The sequence below is a fragment of the uncultured Succiniclasticum sp. genome (genome assembly GCF_902793885.1).
Taxonomy (GTDB): domain Bacteria; phylum Bacillota; class Negativicutes; order Acidaminococcales; family Acidaminococcaceae; genus Succiniclasticum.
Genome location: NZ_CADBFF010000014.1, coordinates 17,797 through 37,470, shown reverse-complemented (window position 1 = coordinate 37,470; position 19,674 = coordinate 17,797). Strand labels below are relative to the sequence as shown.

Sequence of the window (19,674 nt, the reverse complement as noted above, 5' to 3'; positions counted from 1 at the left end):
TTTTATGCTTTGTCTGATTCTACCGGCATGTTTTTCAGTTCAAACTTGTAGCCTACGCCCCAGACCGTTTCAATATCCCAGGGAGAATCCTTCGGAATGGCCAGTTTCTGCCGGATCCGTTTGATATGGGTATCTACCGTACGGGTATCCCCAAAATAGGTGTAACCCCAGATAGACTCAAGCAATTGGTTGCGGGAAAAAACTTTACCGGGCGAACAGGCCAGATAATACAACAGTTCGAACTCTTTCGTGGTAAACGTAACCAAATTTCCCCACGCGGTAACCTGCATCCGTTCCCTGTCTATGAAAAGTCCCTCGAACTCAATCTTCCGCTTGTCACTCAGCTTCTGAAAACCGCCGGAACGGCGCAGCACCGCCTTAACACGCGCTACGACTTCACGCGGGTTAAACGGCTTGGTAATATAATCATCAGCGCCTTTTTCCAGACCCAGGATGCGGTCATCATCCTCATCCTTGGCCGTGAGCATGATGATGGGAAGATCATAGCGGTGACGAATCTCTTCACAGGCCGTAATACCATCCAGAACCGGCATCATGATATCCAGCAATACCAGGTCCGGTTTTTCTTTTTCAATCATTGACAGCGCCTGCTGTCCGTCTTCGGCCTCCACTGTAACAAAACCGTCCTTATTAAAATAAACGCGCAAAATTTCACGAATCTGGGGTTCGTCATCTGCAATTAAAATTTTAGACATAGTTCTCTCCTTTTCTTCGTTTGTCTATCATCCTGTTACAACTGTGTTGATGAAAATTATGTAAGGGAAACCTGCAGATAAGAGAATCTGCTTCCATACATATTATACAATATAAAAGACGCGGAATACAGAGTAAACCGATTCATCTCACAAAAGATTTACAAAATAGATGTAAAAAGAACACAAACAGAAAATAAAAACAGGCAAGCCAAAACGGTTTGCCTGTTTCCTATCACAACATAATGCGATGCCGCCTGTTTTAGTTATACGCCCTTCCGGCACCAAGATATCTGGCTCCCCAGTAACCGGTGAACACTTCTGAAACCGTAATACCCTTGCTGGAAGAAGCATGAATAAATTTACCGTCCCCAATGTAAATACCAACGTGGGAAGGACCCGGGCAGTACGTTTCAAAAAAGACCAGGTCACCGCTCTGCAGGTTTGCTCTCGGAATATGGGTCAGAGAATAATACTGGGAATCAGCCATTCGCGGCAGAGAAATACCGGCTTTGCCATACACATAACATACAAAACCGGAGCAGTCAAACCCTCCCGGGGACATTCCTCCAAAGGAATACGGTACGCCCAGCATACTGAATGCGGTCTTCAGAATGTTACGGGTCATCATATGGTTACCGTAACGATCCGGAGGCAGCTCCTTGTTCAACAGATTGCGGTACGTAGCATCATTCACAATACCGTCAACTTTTAAACCCTTGGCTGTCTGAAAATCTTTGACAGCTTTTTCCGTAGCCGGCCCAAACACCCCGTCAATTTCACCTACATTGTAGTGAAGTACAGCCAACTGTTTCTGGATTTCAATAACTTCCATCCCACGGTCACCAACCGCAAAATCAGCGAAAGCTGTTGAAAAGGAAAAACAGGACAGGGCCGCAGCCGCAACAAACGTAGCTAACTTTCTAAAATACATTCAAAAAACACCTCTCAGATTTTTGTTTACAAATTTCTGAGATACATAAAAGAACACGTAAAAGCAACGAAACCATTACTGCATTTTAATATGAATCTCTAAAATTTACTTTCCACGGTTTCTATTATAACATATTTTTGACAAAAGTTTGTGAACTTTCCAATTGCGAAAAGTGTACAAAAATAAAAAGACGTCTGAGTGACGTCTTTTTGCGCAGCCAATAACCATGCGTGTTTGCACGATTTAGCAAGATTGTTTTTTCTTTTTACACAAAATTGCTTGCAATTTAAATTGTGAACTTTATTTAAAGTACTTCACGCCGCTTTCAAAAATATGCTGTTCTTTTTCACCGTAAATATTTTCCATCAGGCCGGGAATATATCGTTCGCTGTGACCCATTTTACCCAAGATGCGTCCGTCCGGACTGGTGATGCCTTCAATAGCATACAGGGAACCGTTGGGGTTCTGCGGACTGGCCATGGTGGGAATACCGTTCAAATCCACATATTGTGTAGCTACCTGTCCGTTCCGGAACAATTCGCGGATCGTTTCGGCCGGCGCGTAGAAACGGCCTTCCCCATGAGACACCGCAATGGCATGTACGTCTCCCGGGTCCGTCATATTCAGCCAGGGGGATTTGTTGGAAGTAATACGGGTGTAAACCATCTGGGATACGTGACGTCCGATGGTGTTAAAGGTCAACGTAGGAGAATTCTCTTCCAGCGGACGGATCTCACCATAAGGCACCAGTCCTAATTTGATCAGTGCCTGGAAGCCGTTGCAGATACCCAGCATGAGGCCGTCGCGGTTCTGCAGCAGATCGTTCACCGCTTCGGCGATGCGCGGATTCCGGAACATGGTAGCGATGAACTTGCCGCTGCCGTCCGGCTCATCACCGGCGCTGAAGCCGCCCGGCAGCATGATGATCTGGGCTTCTTTGATCCCCTTCACCATTGCCTGGATCGTTTCCTCGATAGCCTGCGCGGTCAGGTTGCGGATGATAAAAATCTTACTTTCCGCCCCTGCCAAATCAAAGGCCCGGGCCGTATCGTATTCGCAGTTCTGTCCCGGGAAGACGGGAATAAACACCTTCGGTCTGGCGATGTTCACCGGTGCCGTTAAGGGTAGTTCCCGTTTATACAACGGTTGCGAAAGCAAATCTTCCGGCGTCTCGGATTCCGGTGCTTTGGCCGGAAAAATAGGTTCCAGTGTTTCGGTGTAGGCTTTTACCAGTTCCGCATTCGCCAGCGTAATATCATTGACCGTTATTTCCGCGTTGTCCGTAACGGTACCCAGCGGCAGGCAGTCCAGTTCACCGAACAGCGCTTCCAGATCGGCATCTTTCGCTACTTCCAGCAACATGCCGCCGGGCTGCAGGGTAAACAGGCTTTCTGTATGGGGGAACGGCTTCACAAAACGGAAGCCCAATGCGTTGCCCAATGTCATTTTGGTAATACCCGCAGCAATGCCGCCCTCTTCCACAGCTGCCGCCGCTTTAATCTTTCCTTCAAGAATCAGCTGATGCACCCTGCGCAGGTTTTTCCGCAGCGTTGCAAAATCCAATACATCCCCATCCAGCAACGGCGTGCTCAGGAACACGACTTTGTCCCCGGCCTCCTTAAATTCGCTGGAAACCGCTTTTCTTCCGTCAATGACATTTACTGCAAAAGATACCAGCGTAGGAGGCACATGCAAATCCATAAAGCTGCCGGACATGCTGTCCTTGCCGCCTACCGCCGGAACCTCCATACTGTTCAGTACCGTGTTGGCGCCTAACAGCGCGGCAAAGGGAAGACCCCAGTCCGCTTTGGCTCTCATGCCCTGGAAGTATTCCTGCAACGTGAGACGGATGGTGTCGGGATTCGCCCCTAAGGCAACCGCTTTCACCAGCGATTGCGTAACCGCATACATAGCGCCGTGGAACGGGCTCCAACAGGCCACTTCCGGATTATAACCGTGGGTCATGAGGGAAGCCGCGTCGGTGTGCCCGTGCAATACGGGAATCTGTGCCACCATGCCTTCCGCCGGCGTCAACTGATATTTTCCGCCAAAGGGCATTTCCACCGTAGCTCTGCCAATGGTGGAGTCAAACCGTTCGCTGAGGCCTTTTTCGCTGCAAACATTCAGCCGGCTTATATTTTTCAGCCAGGCATCTTTCAGATCCGATGCTTTTTCTACAACCTCCGGCGTCTTATCAAACACAGAGGCGCCGGTAATATCTTTCACTAATACTTCCGCATGCTGGGCCACGCCGTTGGTATCCAGGAACTTGCGGGAGATATCTACGATCTTATCCCCCCGCCAGTACATGACGAGACGGGGTTCCTCCGTAACTTCTGCCACAATGGTGGCTTCCAGGTTTTCTTCATCCGCAAACTTCGCGAATTTTTCCCAGTCTTCTTTCCGGATCACAACCGCCATGCGTTCCTGGGATTCGGAAATCGCCAGTTCCGTTCCATCCAGGCCGGCATATTTTTTGGTTACTTTGTCCAGATTGATCTTCAGTCCTTCCGCCAGTTCGCCGATGGCCACGGAAACACCGCCGGCGCCGAAATCGTTGCAGCGTTTTATCAGCACCGTTACTTGGGGATTCCGGAACAGGCGCTGGATCTTACGTTCCGTAGGCGGATTGCCTTTCTGCACTTCCGCTCCGCAGGTAGACAGGGAATCTACCGTATGTTCCTTGGAGGAACCGGTTGCCCCGCCGATGCCGTCACGGCCCGTACGTCCGCCCAGCAGAACGATGATATCTCCTGCCGCCGGACGTTCCCGGATCACCGCGCTCTTGGGAGCAGCCCCCATGACCGCGCCGATTTCCATACGTTTCGCCACAAAACGGTCGTGATAATATTCCTGTACCTGCCCGGTAGCCAGACCGATCTGGTTGCCGTAAGAGGAATACCCGGCCGCCGCCCCGATGGTCAGCTTGCGCTGGGGCAGTTTGCCCGCCAGGGTTTTTTCAATGGGCGTACGGGGATCGCCGGCGCCGGTAATACGCATCGCCTGATACACATAGGCCCGGCCTGACAGCGGATCGCGGATGGCGCCGCCCAGACAGGTGGCTGCGCCGCCAAAGGGCTCGATTTCCGTGGGATGGTTATGGGTTTCGTTCTTGAACATAACCAGCCAGTCTTCTTTCTTTCCGTCAATTTCCACAGGCACAACAATGGAACAGGCATTGATCTCTTCAGAGTCATCATTGTCCGGGAATTTGTTTTCTTTCTTTAATTTTTTCGTAGCGATACAGGCCATGTCCATCAGGGTGATGGGACGGTCGGTTTTCTTTCCGTACACTTTGTCACGGATGGCCAGATACTGTTTAAATGCGTCTTCAATGGGTTTTGTGTAATACCCCGGCTCGATTTCCACCTTGTCCAGATTGGTCATAAAGGTGGTGTGACGGCAGTGATCGGACCAGTACGTATCTAATACGCGAACTTCCGTAATGGTAGGTACACGCTTTTCTTCTTCTTTAAAATATTTCTGAATCCACAGCAGATCTTCCACGCTCATGGCCAGGCCCAGATTTTTCTGCATGGCGGCAATGTCAGCCTCCGAAAGATCCAGAAATCCTTCCATCCGTTCCACATCCGCCGGTTCCTCCCAGGTATCTTCCAGCGTCTCCGGTTTATCCAGCGCCGCTTCCCTGGCTTCAATGGGGTTCACCAGATATTTTTTTACTTTTTCAAATGCAGCGTCGGTCAGGCTGCCTTTTAACACAAATACTTTGGCCGCAGCCACCAAGGGTTTTTCTTTCTGGGTAATCAGCTGGATACACTGGGCCGCGAAGTCTTCCCGCTGGTCATACTGGCCGGGCAGCAGTTCTACCGCAAAAACTTTTTCATCGGCAGCGGGAACCAGTTCTTCCATCACCGTATCCACTGGCGGTTCAGACAATACCAACTGCAACGCCTGGGAAAATTCTTCATCCGTAAGGCCCATCACGTCATAACGGGCCAGCACGCGGACCTTTTCCAATCCGTCCATCAACAAATTGTTTTTCAAATCTGCCAGCAACCCTTTTGCTTCTACGGCAAAGGCGTCCTTCTTCTCTACATAAATACGTCTGATCTCACTCATATTCCGGCCTCCGTGAACAGAAAAATATTAATAATACTCATTAATAAAATTTACACACCTGGGAAACAAAGCATCGAGGAACGCCGCCAGTTCCGGCCTGTAGGAACGCATCCGGATCTTGCCCGCTTCTACCAGCTGGGTAAAAGTAAACGCCCCGAAATACAGCTGGGTAAACGCTCCCATGGGAACCACCGCATCCGCATCGCCGGCAGCTTTTTCCAGATACAGGCTGCCCGTGTCCGCGATCAGCGTAACCAGACTGTTATTTTCCTTCAGCAGTTCTTCCTGCAGCAACAGAGTAACCTGCCCGTCGGGACAATCTTCAGGCACTTCATATCGCTGCAGTGCCTGCACCGCATCAAAACAGCGGGCCATCATGAACGGTTTTACACGCCCTGCCCGGTCTGCCTCCGGAAAATCCAGCCAGGTGTAATCGTCTTCCATTGCTTCCCAGTAAAACTTTTCCGCTGACGACTGATGTTCCCCGGCGTACCGCAACAACGCCCATTTGGCGTCCGGCGTCAGGGCAACCAGCTCCTGGATGAAAAATGTTTTATCCTCGATATGATAAAACATATAGCCTCTCGGCTCGCTGCCGTGATACACCACCGCCGCCTGCATCTTTTCCAGCTGATGTACGGCCAGCAGTTTCCGCCACTGGAAATCCGTACGAATAGGCAGCCCGTTGTATCCCTCTGCCAGTGCCGCATATAACCCTTCGAACAACTCTTTCTCCAAAAAGCTGTAATGCCGCAGCCACAGATTTCCGGAAGGAACCGGCACGACCAGTTTATCCAACGGCATCTCATACACGTGCTTGCGGTAGCAGAACGCGAAATCGTATTTCTGATAAATCCCTGCATACGCAGGCATCAGCAACGAAAAGGCGCAGCCTTTTCTTCGCAGCAGACGGAATGCCGACTGCAACAGTTCTTCCGTCAGATGCCGCCCCCGGTCCGCCGGGTCCGTCGCCACACCCACAATATACGGAACGCGTTCTTCCTGACCCCGCAGCAGAATACTGTAAGGATTCAGATGCATCATGTTCTGCAGATGCCCGTCGTCTTCCGAAAAACCGCCTACAACCAGATTATGCTGCAGGCAATACTCCTGAAAGTACCATTGATAAAACGGTTCTTCTTTTTTTTCAAAACAATAGTCCCAAAGCGCCATAACCTGCGGCAACTCTGTTTCCGTCACAATTCTGCAATCCATAAACTTCCTCTACACTACGAAACCGGAAAACACCGAACCGCTTCCGGTAACCGGGCAGGCGTACAGCCGTGTTCCCTTTCTTAATCAGTACGTCTGCTTTCAAACAGTATTCACTGCGTTTCAAACAGTTTACATTATTTTACCAGCAGACTGTACTTCTTCACCATAAACGCCGGGTGCAGCGCTTCTTTCGCCTTGCGCAATCCTTCCAGTCCTATATCTTCTTCGCGGTTAATATATTTCATGTCAGGCCAGACGTACTGCGCGCACTCCGTCTGGATCGCCGCATACAGACCGCGGATATCGGGATTGGCTTTTTCCACATTTTCATCGCAGACTTCCCCGTTAATGGTCTTGCCAAAACCGAACGCCTCGATCTTCCCATTCACGCGAATCGCCCCGCCCCGCAATCCCAGAGGTTCAAAATTCACAAATGCTTCCTGCAATGCGCGGATCTCCCAAACAATGCTGGGATCCGTCTCCATCCGAGCCTTGCACCACTCTTCGCCAAAATTCAGACACTCGGCAAAATTTTCCGGATTGATCATTTCAAATACATAATCCGGATTCTCCCTTTTGAAAGTATTGTAATGATTCTTCTGCCCGTGGTAACGGCGTCCCCGCAGCGTCGCCAGATCCTCCTGCAGGTACACGTAATCCCAACTGTCCCGGTTTTCCCGGAATTCTTCTTCCCCTTTCAGGCAGCTTAACCGTTCCAGCGAACATTCATAGATGCCGCGGAATTCAAACGGACCGCCCTCCGCCTCTCTGATTTCCTTTGCCAGAAGCGGCAGGTCTTCGTCTTTTCCTCCGAAAGGCTGTAAGTAATAGCTTTCCCCCTCCAGTTCCACTTTGATCAGCAGAAAGCCAAATATTTCAGTCCACCACGTACGGTAATAATCCCGCCAGATATACAAATTCGTAAAGGCGCATTCCGAGCCGAAATGTTCCGGTTTATTTAAGTACGTTTCAAACAGGGCGCGGTCTTTTACCGCGACTTCTTTAAATTCTAAAATAAAAATACCCCTTTCCAAAAATAGACATGAATTACCGGCTGCTTTCCTGAAACAACAAAAATACAGTAGAAACAATAAACAACAGAAAACGCTATGGAAGCAGGAGTAATAAACTTGCTGTCAGTTTATGTATTCTTAGATATTTTTAATTATATCATAACTCTCTTCAATATAAAACAAAAATAAACCGACTGCCTGTTAAACAGTCGGTTTAGGATACTATGGGTCTCTTAGGGTCTCTTAAAACTTTTCACAGAAATTTATTCGTGATCATGTCCTGCTTTACGTTTATTGAAGCAGTCAAAGCAATAAACCGGACGATCTTCCGAAGGACGGAACGGAACTTCCGTCTCTTTACCGCATTCCGCACAAACTGCTTTAAACATTTCCCGCGGCTGGGTCCCGTTCATACGGGCCTTACGGGCAGCACGGCAGGAAGAGCAGCGTTTCGGTTCATTGGTAAAACCTTTCTCCGCATAAAATTCCTGTTCTGATGCGGAAAAAACAAAATCATTACCGCATTCAACACATTTCAGGGTCTTGTCTTCAAACATAGTTCAGTCACTCCTTTTTCCTTTGTACCCCATAGGAACAACTTGCTTCTTACTGTACCGCTTTTTCCTAATTGACGCACTCGGAAAAATAAGTGAGAAAACGAAACAAAACGAAACAATAAACTAAGCCGGCCTTGAGATATCCTAAAGTGAAGTATACCAAAAAAAGAAAACTTGTCAATGCTAATTTGCAATATTATTGCTTACAATTTTAGTAAAATTCACTTTTTAAATCATTTTAGCACTGGTTGTTGTTATTTGTGCTGATATAATTGTAATATCATTCACAACATTTTCGTTACAAAAGTTTGTGATAAAGAAAAAAATTATGTTTTCTGTATTTCAGCGGCCATATTACGAATTAAATCTGAATTAAAGCAGCTGATCGGGACGCCATACCGGTCAAGTCATACGAAAATCAATCCTATAGCGGACTGTTCGGACATCAGACCGGTCATAAATTTTTTAAATCAATACTATAGACTGTTTTGACGCCATACCGTTCAGTATTGCGTCAGGTTTGCATAATCCAGCGTGTAGGACCGGCCCCAGTAATAAAAACAGGTTATGGAAGCATTCCCTACATGCACATGCCAGGCACGGTTCAGATCCAGCCCCAGCATGGTGCAGATCAACACACGGATAATGCCTCCGTGGGCCACAAACGCCACGTCGCCATCCGGATACTGATCCAGGATTTCCTGTACAACAGGATAGGCGCGTTTCTGCACATCTAACATACATTCCCCCTGGGGAATCGTTGTCGTAGCCGGGCTTGCAAAAAAATCTTTCCATTCTTTGGCATATTTTTTCTGGATATCTTTGCTGTTCATGTTTTCCCAGATACCGAAGCTCATCTCCTGCAACGCATCCGTTGCCTGCGGTTCAAGCCCCTTCACCTTACCGATAATCTCTGCGGTGGTTCTGGCGCGTTTCAGGCTGCTAGTATAAATCGCCTGCAACGGGATATCCCTGAAAAATTCTGCCGCCTTTTCAGCCTGTTCGATTCCTTTCTGATTCAGAAGAATATCCGTCCGGCCCTGAAAACGCATTGCGTTGTTGTAATCCGTTTCTCCGTGACGAATCAGATACAGTTTAGCCATGAAACTCCTCCTTTTGCTGCTCTGGACAGCAGCCTTCCCCTTCCAAATTACTTTTCGTAACCTTCGATGTATTATGAAGTCACGATTATGTCTGTAAATACAATATCTTACGAACACACGACGACTGTCAAACGCACGATGACTTATAAAAACGCTGATCACTCAGCATCTTCTTTAATATTTTTCTTTTCTTCCTGCACTTTTAACGAATAATCTTCTTTTTCATTATGCACGCCGGCCTCTTCGAAGGTTTCCATTTCCGTATAAGCCTTGATGCCCGCGTCAAACAGGCGCAGACAGGTCAATGCTCCCACGCCCTCTGAATGGTTCAGGGAAAGGCGTAAGGGCGCCTGCAGTTTCAGTTTATCCAAAAGCAGTCCGCTGCCTTCTTCCGCTGATTCGTCGCCGGCAAAACAGTATTGCAGTACAAAGGGATTAAACATGGAAGCAGCCAGGGCTGCCAGACAGGTAGCGACGCCGTCCAGCATAACCGGTATGCGCATCCCCGCCGCCTGCAGGATCGCACCGGTCATTGCTGCTACGACAGGACACTGCAGTCTGTCCAGAAAGGCCAGTCCGTCTTCCTCATCCAACAGGTCCTGCCAGTCAGGTTTCAACTCGTTTTCACAGGAACCGAGACAAATCAGTCCCGCTTTTTCCTCGCCGATATATTCTCCTGCCAGCATAGCGCCTTCTTCCAGCAGATCGTAGGACGTTTCCCCGATGACAAGCAGCGGGATAACGGTTGCATCGACATGAGACGCGTAAACAGAAAGCGCTTTTTTCTGCAACATAGCCGCCTCAATTTGCGCCGCATGCTTCGCTTCTCCCCACAGCAAAAGAAGGCGGGTATCCGGAACCGTCACCAGCTGTTTATCCGATGAACCGATGATTCCCGCATAACGCGCGGTCATACTTTCCAACTGGGCCAGGGAGCCTACCGGCTTGATCAGGTTGTCAAACCGTTTCTGCGCCGCCCTGATAATCTCTTTGCTTAAAGGCTGAATTTTCGTAACCAGTTCTTCAATATGCATAATTGCCTTCCTCAAACAATATATCCTGAACTCTAAGCAACACAGTATCCGGCGTCTGATTCCATTCTAAAAAGAAATCATCAGCCCTGTCCGAAATACTGTTTATTATCTGAATAAATAATAAGCCAAAAACAAAACGATTACAGTTCCGCATTCCGTTAAAAAGCCAAAGGTATCGCCGGTCAGACCGCCCAGATTCCATTTCAGGTAAAAGGCAAGGGCCATACAGGGAACGCAGCTGAAAACCGCCAGCCTGCACCAGACCGGACCAAGGTAAAACAGAATGCCCGCCGCCAGTACAAGCGCCAGCGGCAAATACACCGGACTGCCTCCGGTTTTGAACATTTCCCCCAGACCGCCGGGCCGTGCGTTGGGAAACAGCAGAATATAAACCACCATCAGCGTCCGGGTCACAACGTACATAGCAACAAGAAGCGGACCTAACACGGCGGTTGGAAAGGAACCCAGCAGGGTAACTTTGGCCAGGATCAGGATGATAGCGCCGATGACTGCGTTGGCACCCACATGACTGTCCTGCATGATCTCCAGCTTCCGCTCCCGGGTCCGGCCGCTGAACACACCGTCCGCCGTATCCATAAACCCGTCATACATCAGCGTGCCGATAAAAAATAATTCCGCCAGTACCAGAAACACCCCCAGCACATTGCCGGAAAAACCGGCCAGGGCGCCAACACGGGAGGCGCCCCACATCAGCGCGCCCATGATTCCTCCCACCAGCGGGAAATACGGCACGGAACGGGCAAAGTCATCCGGGAACCAGACTTCCCGTTTAGTCATCCGTATCCTTGTTAAAAACTCAAGGCAGGTAAAAAAATCCCGAATGTAACGGAAAAGACCCGTCGAACGTTCCGGCAACGGAATATTCAGCCGGTTCCAGAAGCCGGTTTCCTCTTCCACTTCCGTCCCTTTCGTCTTCAAATTTTCTTCCGCCATGGTTACTCCTTAATCAGTTCCCTGTATGTATCCAGCGCCGAACGTAAAATACTGATGGCCAGCGAAGCGCCGGTACCTTCACCCAGACGCATGCCGGCGTGTACGACAGGTTTCAGCTGCAGCACCTCCAGCATCTTTTTGGCGCTTAAATCCGAAGAAAGATGCGAGCACAGCAAATATTTCGCGCAGTTGGGATTGATCCCGTACGCAATCAGCGCGGCAGCCGTGGCGTTCACCCCGTCCACCATAGTGGGAACATGCCGGGCCGCGCCAGCCAGCATCATACCGGCCAGCCCCGCGTGATCATAGCCGCCCACCTTGCATAACACATCCAGTCCGTCCCCGGGTTTCGGTTTATTTACTTCCAGTCCCCTGCGGACCACTTCCGTTTTAATTTTCAGCCGTTCATCGTTGATGCCGCTGCCCCGTCCGACCGTCAGCTCGGCAGGCAGATCCAGAAAGCCTGCGGCAATAGCAGCCGTAGACGTTGTATTGGCGATTCCCATCTCACCGGTCTCCAAAAGATTGCAGCCGCCGTCAATGGCTTCATCAGCCATACGCATACCGGTTTCCAGCGCTGCAACCGCCTGCTCACAGGTCATCGCCGGCCCCCGGGTAAAATCCTCCGTGCCCCAGGCAATCTTGCATTGCCGCACATGGGAAAACCCGTTCAGGTCAAAATTCGTCCCTACGTCCACCACAACGATATCCGCACCGGCATGACGGGCCATCACATTGGCGCCTGCCGTGCCCCGGCCATACCCGTTGATCATCTGCAGGGTCACTTCCTGGGGGAAGGCGCTGACGCCGTATTTGCAGATACCATGATCCCCGCACATGAGCAGCATCACCGGTTTCAGTCCCCGGATGCCTCTTCCGTCCGTCATCATCAGATAATCCGCCGTCAGGCCCGGCAGGATGCCAAAATCTTCGCCCGGAGCCAGATCAGCCCATTCTTTCAGCACTTCCTTACGGATGTTATCGTTTGGCAAAGATATATATAAATCTTCTAACATAACTGTTGCTCCATTCAGAAACTTATTCAAACCGGAACGCAAGCCGCTTGATATCCACCGCCTGCCCGGCTACCACATAAAAAACCTGGTCGGCAGCCTCCCCGATCTGCTGGTTCACCCAACCGGAAATATCACGGTATTCCCGGGCCATGGCATTATCCGGTACGATGCCGTTTCCAACTTCATTGGAAACAAACACGACCGTCCTGCCGCAGGCTTTGGCCGCATCCAGCAGCGCCTTCATACGTTGCCGTATCACAGCGGCTTTTTCCGCCGTGGTGCCCCGGGGCGCATCTTTTCCATACAGCATGTTACTCAGGTACAGGGTAATATCGTCAAATAAAATCGCATCCGTACGTTCTCCCGCTTCCGGGAAAATTTTCTCCGCTTCGTAGGGAGCTTCAAAGGTGATCCAGCGTTTTTCCCGGCGGGCTTTGTGCAGCTTCACACGTTCCGCCATTTCCTCGTCCAGAATTTCGGCCGTAGCAATATAGCCGCACAGATTGCCCGCATGCAGCACAAACTTTTCCGCAAATTCACTTTTCCCGCTGCGGGCCCCGCCCAGCACCAGCACAAGCTTATTCTCTTTACTCAATGCAGCATGACCTCCTGTTGCTCTTACCTCTTAGTTGCCTACGCCTTCCCAATGCACATCATGGGCCGTAACCGCGAAATTGTTGAACTCACCGTCAGGCGCCTTATCCGGCAGATTTATCCGTTATTTATTCTACTGTTTCCTGAACTGCATTTTCCTGTTCTGCCTTCGACTCCGCATCCTGGCTTTTCAAAGCTTCTGCGGCTGTTTCCTGTACCACAGCTTCCTTAGCCGCTTCATACTCCACTTCTTCTTCCGCAGCCTTGCGCGCTGCTGCTTCCTGCGCCGCACTTTACGCAAAACTTACCCGTATTGGTCTTACCACAACTGCACATCCATGTATCCGCAGCATTGTAATCGTATTCCGCCATTGTTAGCACTCCTTTTATTTGTTCGTATCCCTGAAACCTTTCGACACGATTCGCAGTACATTTTCTTATGACTACTCTACGAGTTTCTTATATTTGGAATCTTTCATTTCCCCAGCTTAGCCTCAATCGCCGCTAACCTTGCTGCCAGTTTGGCGTTTTGCTCTTTGATTGCCGCATTTTCTTCCTGCAACGTCCGGATCTTGGCTTCCTGTTCTGCATTGGCTTTACGCTGTTCCTCCAATGCTTCACCCTGTGTCTTCAACTGTCTGGCCATCATCGCCTTGCTGGTAACAAATCCTTTGCCCTTATCCAGCGCAAAGCTGATACCTGCATTAAGCAAATTTTCCCCGCTGCCCATGGTACCGCCCATACTGATCATGATCTTGTCGGTAGGACGATAGAAAATACCAATCGCTGCCGAATGCGCGTCCCGGTAGTTCCCATAACCCAGGCCCATGGAAAACTTGTCGTCCGTGTCAATTGGGTGCAGCGCTGCCAGAGCTGCTGCACCGGCGCCTACTTTGTTCACTTTATTGTCCAGCCTGCTGATGCTACCAGCCGTAGTCTGCGCCAAGGTGTCCATTTGCCCGACAGTGGCTGCATCCGTTGCGTCTACACCTGGCGCGACGTGTTTGATTTGCCGCTCATTTTTCGGCGCGCCAACAGATACCGCATTATCCACGCCAACAGAACCATCGCCTAAAACTACCGCGTTTTTTGCGTCGGTATTTACCTTACTGCCCAGCACAAAGGTATTACTGCCACTAATCGTATTGTCGTTACCAACTACGAAAATATTATTTTCGGTAATTTTATCTCCATCTTTATAGTTGGCATTCCCGATATGATTATTATTACCAACAACATACGATTCATCAGCTGCTACGACCATCGGGTCGCCAATTGCGCCAGCATTGCTTCCGTAGACTTTCAGACCCGAACCGATAGCAATGCTCTGGTTTCCTTTTACCACATTACCATTGCCATCTTTATCTACAGTTCCTATAGAAACAGAGCGTTCCCCTGTTGCTTCACTGCCTTTGCCAATAGCTATTTTAGTAGTGTTTTTACCTAACGTTAAGGTTTCATTTTTACCGTCGTTAAGATATTCATAAACCGTCTTGCCTTTGATAAAGTCGTTGGACGAAGGTTCTACTTGTCCATTCTGTTTTGCCAGCGCATCCACTTTTGCATCGGTAGCAATAATGTCTGCAATATTCAGCCCCGTACCAATCAACAATACAGATACTCCGTGCATGGCATTATCTGCGATCATTCTTGCGACACTTATGTTTTCCGTATTGGTTTTAATCTTTTGCGAATTAGCTGCAATATTCTGCGCATTGGTTGCGATGCCTTTTGCATTGGTCTCGATGTTCTGTACATTTTTCGCAATGCCCTGTGTATTGGTTTCGATGTTCTGGGCATTGGTTTTAATCATTTGCGAATTAGCTGCAATGTTCTGCGCATTGGCTGCAATGTCTTTTGTATTGGTTTCGATGTTCTGGGCATTGGTTTTAATCATTTGCGAATTAGCTGCAATGTTCTGCGCATTGGCTGCGATGTCTTTTGTATTGGTTTCGATGTTCTGTGCGTTTTTCGCAATGCCCTGTGCATTGGCAGTAATCTTGTCCGAATTCTCCGCAATACTGTCTGTATTTGTTTTTACCTGTTTATCCAATGCCGTTAAGTTGGCTGAAGTTGTGCTGCTCTTCTTCACATAATTACCATCGGTCTGTGGGCGTACCTCACTGTACACAGTACCACCGGTAACCAGTTTGCCATCGCCGCTTTCCACAGCGCCAGTTCCCAACGCATTGCCCCAGGCCGCTGAATTATCTGCGGCAGAGCCGTCAGCCGCAGTGGCATTTTTTCCCACATTGGAAGCATCAGCGTTTGCTTTTTTGTCTAACTGCTCTTTGGTAGTACCCGACTGAGTCTGAATTACCTGATCCAGCAAGACCAGATTTTCCGAAACATTCTTATCTTTCTTTATGACATTTCCATCTGCGTTTAGCGTACCGATTCTGTTGGACAAAGCGGTGTCTGCCGAAATGCGGGCGGTAGCTTCGCTGTTCAATGCATCCTTCCGGTCGGCAACTTCTGTTTTCAGAGCATCTGCCGTCTCTTTCAGATTTGTATCCAGGGCAGTAAGATTATCTGCTGTAGTATTGTCTTCTTGAACATAAACGCCGTCTGTCGGGCGAACTTCCTCATATACCGTATCGCCTCTGACAAATTCATCTGCCCCGCTATCGCCTTCCGGAACGACTTGGCCATCCATACTATAGATGCCATCTATCTCTTTAGTCCTTTCCACGACCTCGTCAGCTATATTGTTAATAGCGTCAAGGTTAATGTCTGATACAGCCGCGATCAACTGCAGGTCAGCTTTAGTCTGCTCTGCAGTGGTTTTAACATCACTCAGCGTAGTATCCAGCACAGTCAGATTCTCCGAAACGTTATTATAAGACTTAATGATGTTGCCGTCTTTTTTCAACGTGCCAATACGATTGGATAAGGCAGTATCCGCTTTATCAACCTGAGCTTTCGTATAGGCGTCTGTAATCCCGTAGCCTGCCAGCGTGGTGGCTTTGTCTGCTTTTGCTTTGACTGCCGTATCAACCTGAGCTTTCGTATAGGCGTCAGTAATCCCGTAGCCTTGCAACGTGGTGGCTTTGTCTGCTTTTGCTTTGACTGCCGTATCAACCTGAGCTTTCGTATAGGCGTCTGTAATCCCGTAACCGGCTAGCGAGGTGGCTTTGTCTGCTTTTGCTTTGAGTGACGAATCTACCTGGGTTTTCGTATAGGCGTCTGTAATCCCGTAACCTGCCAGCGAGGTAGCTTTGTCTGCTTTTGCTTTGACTGCCGTATCAACCTGAGCTTTCGTATAGGCGTCTGTAATCCCGTAGCCTGCCAGCGTGGTGGCTTTATCTGCCTTGCCATTTACTGCCGAACTGATGGCATTAGTTGTTTCTGCCCTGGTAAACGCATCACTGATACCATAGCCGGCCAATGTTGTTGCCTTGTTTGCTTTTTGGGCAATCGCGTTTTTATTGGCAGTGACCTGCGTATCTAATGCCGTTAAGTTCTCTGCAGTGGTTTTCGTTTTATTCACATACGTGCCGTTGGCTGGACGCATTTCTGTGTAAAGCGCGGCGGCTTTTACAAACGCATCGCTTCCGTCTTCGATGTCCCCGCTTTTCACTTTAAGCGCGCCGGAAGCAAATTCAAGCCCGTCACCGGTTTTTACGCTGATTTTATTGGTAGCCGCATCAATATTGATCCCATTACCGGCGCTATAGGTTTTACCGCCATTCTGCATGGCGGATTTTAACTGCGCCACATTAACGGCATCCGTATCGAAGGTACCTGCAGCCACACCTGTGATCTGCCGGGTTTCAGTGGCCGCGTCACTGTTGTTGGAAGATGCGCCAACCGCAATCGCATTGGCTGTAGAAACCCATGCCTGACCACTGACAGTACCTCCATCTGGCCGATAACCTGCCACTCCCGCCGCACGGTTTGCCACGGAACCGCCGCCTAAAGCAACGGTATTAGCCAGATTAGCCTTTGCCCCAACACCGATTGCGGCAGAACCGTCCGCGCCTGCAGCCGTGATTCCTCCCAGTGCCGCAAGGGAATTTGCTGCATTCGCGATGGACTGCTTTCCAAATGCTGTAGAGTAATCGCCAAGGGCCTGCGTAACATAACCCCATGCCGTAGAACCCCAACCTTTTGCGATTACATATTCAGGATCTTCCTGGGCTATCGTTGAACCTTCATATCCAACGCCCCAGGCAGTAGCGCCCTGCCCTTCAGCTTTCGTGTAGAATCCCCACGCCGTTGAGTTCAGTGCTTTTGCTAACGTTGCACTGCCCCAGGCAGTAGTATTAATTCCTTCTGCCTTTGCACTGTTACCCCAGGCAGATGCATTGGTTCCGGACCGGGTGACATTGGCCCCTGCCACTCCGGCATTATCTGCCATCGCAGCCGGTACCCCGTATCCTCCCACAAGATACGCGCTGATCAGAAACGCGGTAAGAGTTTGGGCCGCTGTCACGCGCACAGAACGCGACCTGCTGCCTTTGGTATGGTTCTTTGCCAGTTCACTGGCTACCACGTAACAATTCTTTGCTTTACTCCAGATAACTTTATAAATCCTGTTCATGACTAATGTTCCTCCCATTAGTGTTACTATATCAGAATGCTACGGAACAATTAAAATGGATCCGCGTTCTATCAACTTTTTGTCCTTGCAGACTCTCGAACTCCCGTTTCAGCGGAATACCCAGCGTCAGGCTGGAGTAAAAGTTTTTATAGCTGGCTGTTAAGCCCACACCAGTGGAATACAGCGTTTGATCAAGGGCCGCCTGTGTAGTTTCATTTCCAAATACACGCCCGTAATCAAAAAAGGCAAAGGCATTAAAGATGCGTTTCTTATCCAGCGGCACCAGCCAGGAAAGGCTGGCGTTGAAGCCCTGTGAACCGCTCAGGAAACTCTCCTCATAGCCTCGCACACTGTTGGCGCCGCCGATATAAAACATATCCGAAGAAGACATGTTTTTACTCTGGCTGGCCACCTGGGCATTCAGCCGGGCGGACAGCATCTGTCCCCCACCGAGTTGTTTCTGGTATATGGTGTCCAGCTTGTAAGCCGCATAAGAGTCGCCGGTATTATTCAGGTTGTCATACTTAGTAAATGCAATGCTGTGTTTATGGTATAACACGCTGCTTTTTCCATAGTGGGTAAAGGAAATATAGGGAATGTAGGTGTTCCGTGTATCATCTAAAGCTCTGTAAGAGTTAACATCTGTATAGGAATTCTGGTGCAGGAACTGCAGCCCAACTTCATATCTTCGCTTATCGTCCACGAGCAGGGGATGACGGAGAGTCAGGCCGGCCGCATAGGAGCGGCCTTTTACGCCAGCTGATTTCAGGTTTCCTTTGGTAATTTTCGTAGTGTTGTAACCGTAATCAAAATCCAGCATGGTACCCAGATTGTTCACCGGAAGGGAATAATTGGCGCCGAAAATATTCGTTCCCTTGCTGCGCAGATAGCTCAGCCGCAGGGCATCACGCTGCCCGGTTACACTTCGCATCGTATAGAAGATGCCTTCCCGCCAGCGCCCGGAAGTTTCATATCCGGCGTTATCCACATACAGCGAAACCGCGTGGTTGCTCTTCGGTTCAACAGCCGCAATCTCATAATCCGTCGTGCCGGGCTTTTCCCCGGCGTGTACCAGGATGCGCAGCTGCACGTCATTGGTAGCGTTAAAACGCTGCAACCGATCCGTCAAGGCATCCGTGTTGGCCACCTTACCCGGTTCCAGTTTAATGCGGTTCGCAACATACCCTTTCCGGGTATGGCGCAGGCCATTGATGACCACATTGCCGGTCTTGCCTTCCAGCAGGCCGACATGCACCATACCTTCGTGAATCCGCTGAGGCGGCAGGTACGCCTTGCAGACGGAGTACCCTTTTTTCTCGTAAACCGCATTGAGGGCATCCGTCATGTCGTACAGATCCTGCAGGGAAACTGTTTTTCCGGTATACTGATCCGTAATTTTTTTTATTTCTTCTTCTGTTAGAATTTCCGAGGGGTCTGTTTGCACCTGTTTCAGGGTGAACGTGACTGTAGCAGTGCTTTCCTCCGGCTTTACCGTTTGTGTTTCCACCTTGGATTTTTTTCGTTCCTTGTCTTCTTCAATCTGCTGGGCCACACGCTGCTGTTCCATGTAATCCCGGGTGCGGCTCAACTGGACGCCGGAATCATAGCTGGCCGGTCCCGGCAGGGGCTGTGAACCATTACTTCCTGACGCCGGCGAAGCCGCCCAGGCCACCGATTCCGCTGACAATGAACCGGCTGCGTTTTCCGGCAACACCGTCGTTACCGCAGGGGTAAACGCAAAAACAGCAAGCACAGTCGAAATAATCCATCTCGTGGTTGCGGAAGGTTTCGCAACTTTTCTAAACTTATTCATTACCTGCTCTCCTTATGATTATTATTCTTCTTCATAATCAGTTGATTATTTATTTTTATAATCAGTATCTATTTATCTGGGGCTGCATACTGACAAGTACCTCAT

At 49.5% G+C, this 19,674-nt stretch carries 13 protein-coding genes; all 13 read right to left on the bottom strand.

Annotated elements, in window-relative coordinates:
* Positions 1-2 precede the first annotated feature (2 nt).
* The 13 genes from QZV31_RS08230 to QZV31_RS08170 all read right to left on the bottom strand — a co-directional run bounded on the left by QZV31_RS08230 (position 3) and on the right by QZV31_RS08170 (position 19,569).
* Positions 3-716, bottom strand: coding sequence for a response regulator transcription factor (locus tag QZV31_RS08230; protein WP_093730834.1), 714 nt, complete (start codon positions 714-716; stop codon positions 3-5).
* 259 nt (positions 717-975) lie between these two features.
* Positions 976-1,647 (bottom strand): NlpC/P60 family protein, encoded by a 672-nt coding sequence (locus tag QZV31_RS08225; protein ID WP_295359558.1) that lies wholly within the window; start codon positions 1,645-1,647, stop codon positions 976-978.
* A gap of 300 nt (positions 1,648-1,947) precedes the next feature.
* Complete coding sequence (locus tag QZV31_RS08220; RefSeq protein WP_295359557.1) at positions 1,948-5,727, bottom strand: phosphoribosylformylglycinamidine synthase; 3,780 nt, start codon at positions 5,725-5,727, stop codon at positions 1,948-1,950.
* A gap of 27 nt (positions 5,728-5,754) precedes the next feature.
* Positions 5,755-6,942, bottom strand: a complete 1,188-nt coding sequence (locus QZV31_RS08215) for a GNAT family N-acetyltransferase (RefSeq protein WP_295359556.1) — start codon at positions 6,940-6,942, stop codon at positions 5,755-5,757.
* A gap of 134 nt (positions 6,943-7,076) precedes the next feature.
* Positions 7,077-7,976: a phosphatidylglycerol lysyltransferase domain-containing protein gene (locus QZV31_RS08210; RefSeq protein ID WP_295359555.1), complete on the bottom strand. Its 900-nt coding sequence runs from the start codon at positions 7,974-7,976 to the stop codon at positions 7,077-7,079.
* Positions 7,977-8,218: 242 nt separating this feature from the next.
* Positions 8,219-8,512, bottom strand: coding sequence for a zinc-ribbon domain containing protein (locus QZV31_RS08205; protein WP_093730838.1), 294 nt, complete (start codon positions 8,510-8,512; stop codon positions 8,219-8,221).
* A 503-nt stretch (positions 8,513-9,015) separates the two neighbouring features.
* Positions 9,016-9,615, bottom strand: coding sequence for an alpha-ribazole phosphatase (cobC, locus tag QZV31_RS08200; protein ID WP_295359554.1), 600 nt, complete (start codon positions 9,613-9,615; stop codon positions 9,016-9,018).
* A 158-nt stretch (positions 9,616-9,773) separates the two neighbouring features.
* Positions 9,774-10,649, bottom strand: coding sequence for a nicotinate-nucleotide--dimethylbenzimidazole phosphoribosyltransferase (locus QZV31_RS08195; RefSeq protein ID WP_295359553.1), 876 nt, complete (start codon positions 10,647-10,649; stop codon positions 9,774-9,776).
* Positions 10,650-10,754: 105 nt separating this feature from the next.
* Positions 10,755-11,603 carry an adenosylcobinamide-GDP ribazoletransferase gene (locus tag QZV31_RS08190; RefSeq protein WP_295359552.1) on the bottom strand — a complete coding sequence of 283 codons (849 nt, stop codon included), beginning with the start codon at positions 11,601-11,603 and terminating at the stop codon, positions 10,755-10,757.
* A 2-nt stretch (positions 11,604-11,605) separates the two neighbouring features.
* Positions 11,606-12,619: a nicotinate-nucleotide--dimethylbenzimidazole phosphoribosyltransferase gene (cobT, locus tag QZV31_RS08185; RefSeq protein WP_295359551.1), complete on the bottom strand. Its 1,014-nt coding sequence runs from the start codon at positions 12,617-12,619 to the stop codon at positions 11,606-11,608.
* Positions 12,620-12,641: 22 nt separating this feature from the next.
* Positions 12,642-13,214, bottom strand: a complete 573-nt coding sequence (gene cobU, locus QZV31_RS08180; RefSeq protein ID WP_295359550.1) for a bifunctional adenosylcobinamide kinase/adenosylcobinamide-phosphate guanylyltransferase — start codon at positions 13,212-13,214, stop codon at positions 12,642-12,644.
* A gap of 474 nt (positions 13,215-13,688) precedes the next feature.
* Entirely contained in the window at positions 13,689-17,756 is a 4,068-nt protein-coding gene (locus QZV31_RS08175) for an ESPR-type extended signal peptide-containing protein (protein ID WP_295359549.1), read from the bottom strand.
* Positions 17,757-17,787: 31 nt separating this feature from the next.
* Entirely contained in the window at positions 17,788-19,569 is a 1,782-nt protein-coding gene (locus tag QZV31_RS08170; protein ID WP_295359548.1) for a ShlB/FhaC/HecB family hemolysin secretion/activation protein, read from the bottom strand.
* Positions 19,570-19,674 lie beyond the last annotated feature (105 nt).

Excerpts from the sequence above, each read along its gene's own strand:
- QZV31_RS08230 (WP_093730834.1), bottom strand. The coding sequence starts at position 716 with ATGTCTAAAATTTTAATTGCAGATGACGAACCCCAGATTCGTGAAATT.
- QZV31_RS08225 (WP_295359558.1), bottom strand. The coding sequence starts at position 1,647 with ATGTATTTTAGAAAGTTAGCTACGTTTGTTGCGGCTGCGGCCCTGTCC.
- QZV31_RS08220 (WP_295359557.1), bottom strand. The coding sequence starts at position 5,727 with ATGAGTGAGATCAGACGTATTTATGTAGAGAAGAAGGACGCCTTTGCC.
- QZV31_RS08215 (WP_295359556.1), bottom strand. The coding sequence starts at position 6,942 with ATGGATTGCAGAATTGTGACGGAAACAGAGTTGCCGCAGGTTATGGCG.
- QZV31_RS08205 (WP_093730838.1), bottom strand. The coding sequence starts at position 8,512 with ATGTTTGAAGACAAGACCCTGAAATGTGTTGAATGCGGTAATGATTTT.
- cobC (WP_295359554.1), bottom strand. The coding sequence starts at position 9,615 with ATGGCTAAACTGTATCTGATTCGTCACGGAGAAACGGATTACAACAAC.
- QZV31_RS08195 (WP_295359553.1), bottom strand. The coding sequence starts at position 10,649 with ATGCATATTGAAGAACTGGTTACGAAAATTCAGCCTTTAAGCAAAGAG.
- QZV31_RS08190 (WP_295359552.1), bottom strand. The coding sequence starts at position 11,603 with ATGGCGGAAGAAAATTTGAAGACGAAAGGGACGGAAGTGGAAGAGGAA.
- cobT (WP_295359551.1), bottom strand. The coding sequence starts at position 12,619 with ATGTTAGAAGATTTATATATATCTTTGCCAAACGATAACATCCGTAAG.
- QZV31_RS08175 (WP_295359549.1), bottom strand. The coding sequence starts at position 17,756 with ATGAACAGGATTTATAAAGTTATCTGGAGTAAAGCAAAGAATTGTTAC.
- QZV31_RS08170 (WP_295359548.1), bottom strand. The coding sequence starts at position 19,569 with ATGAATAAGTTTAGAAAAGTTGCGAAACCTTCCGCAACCACGAGATGG.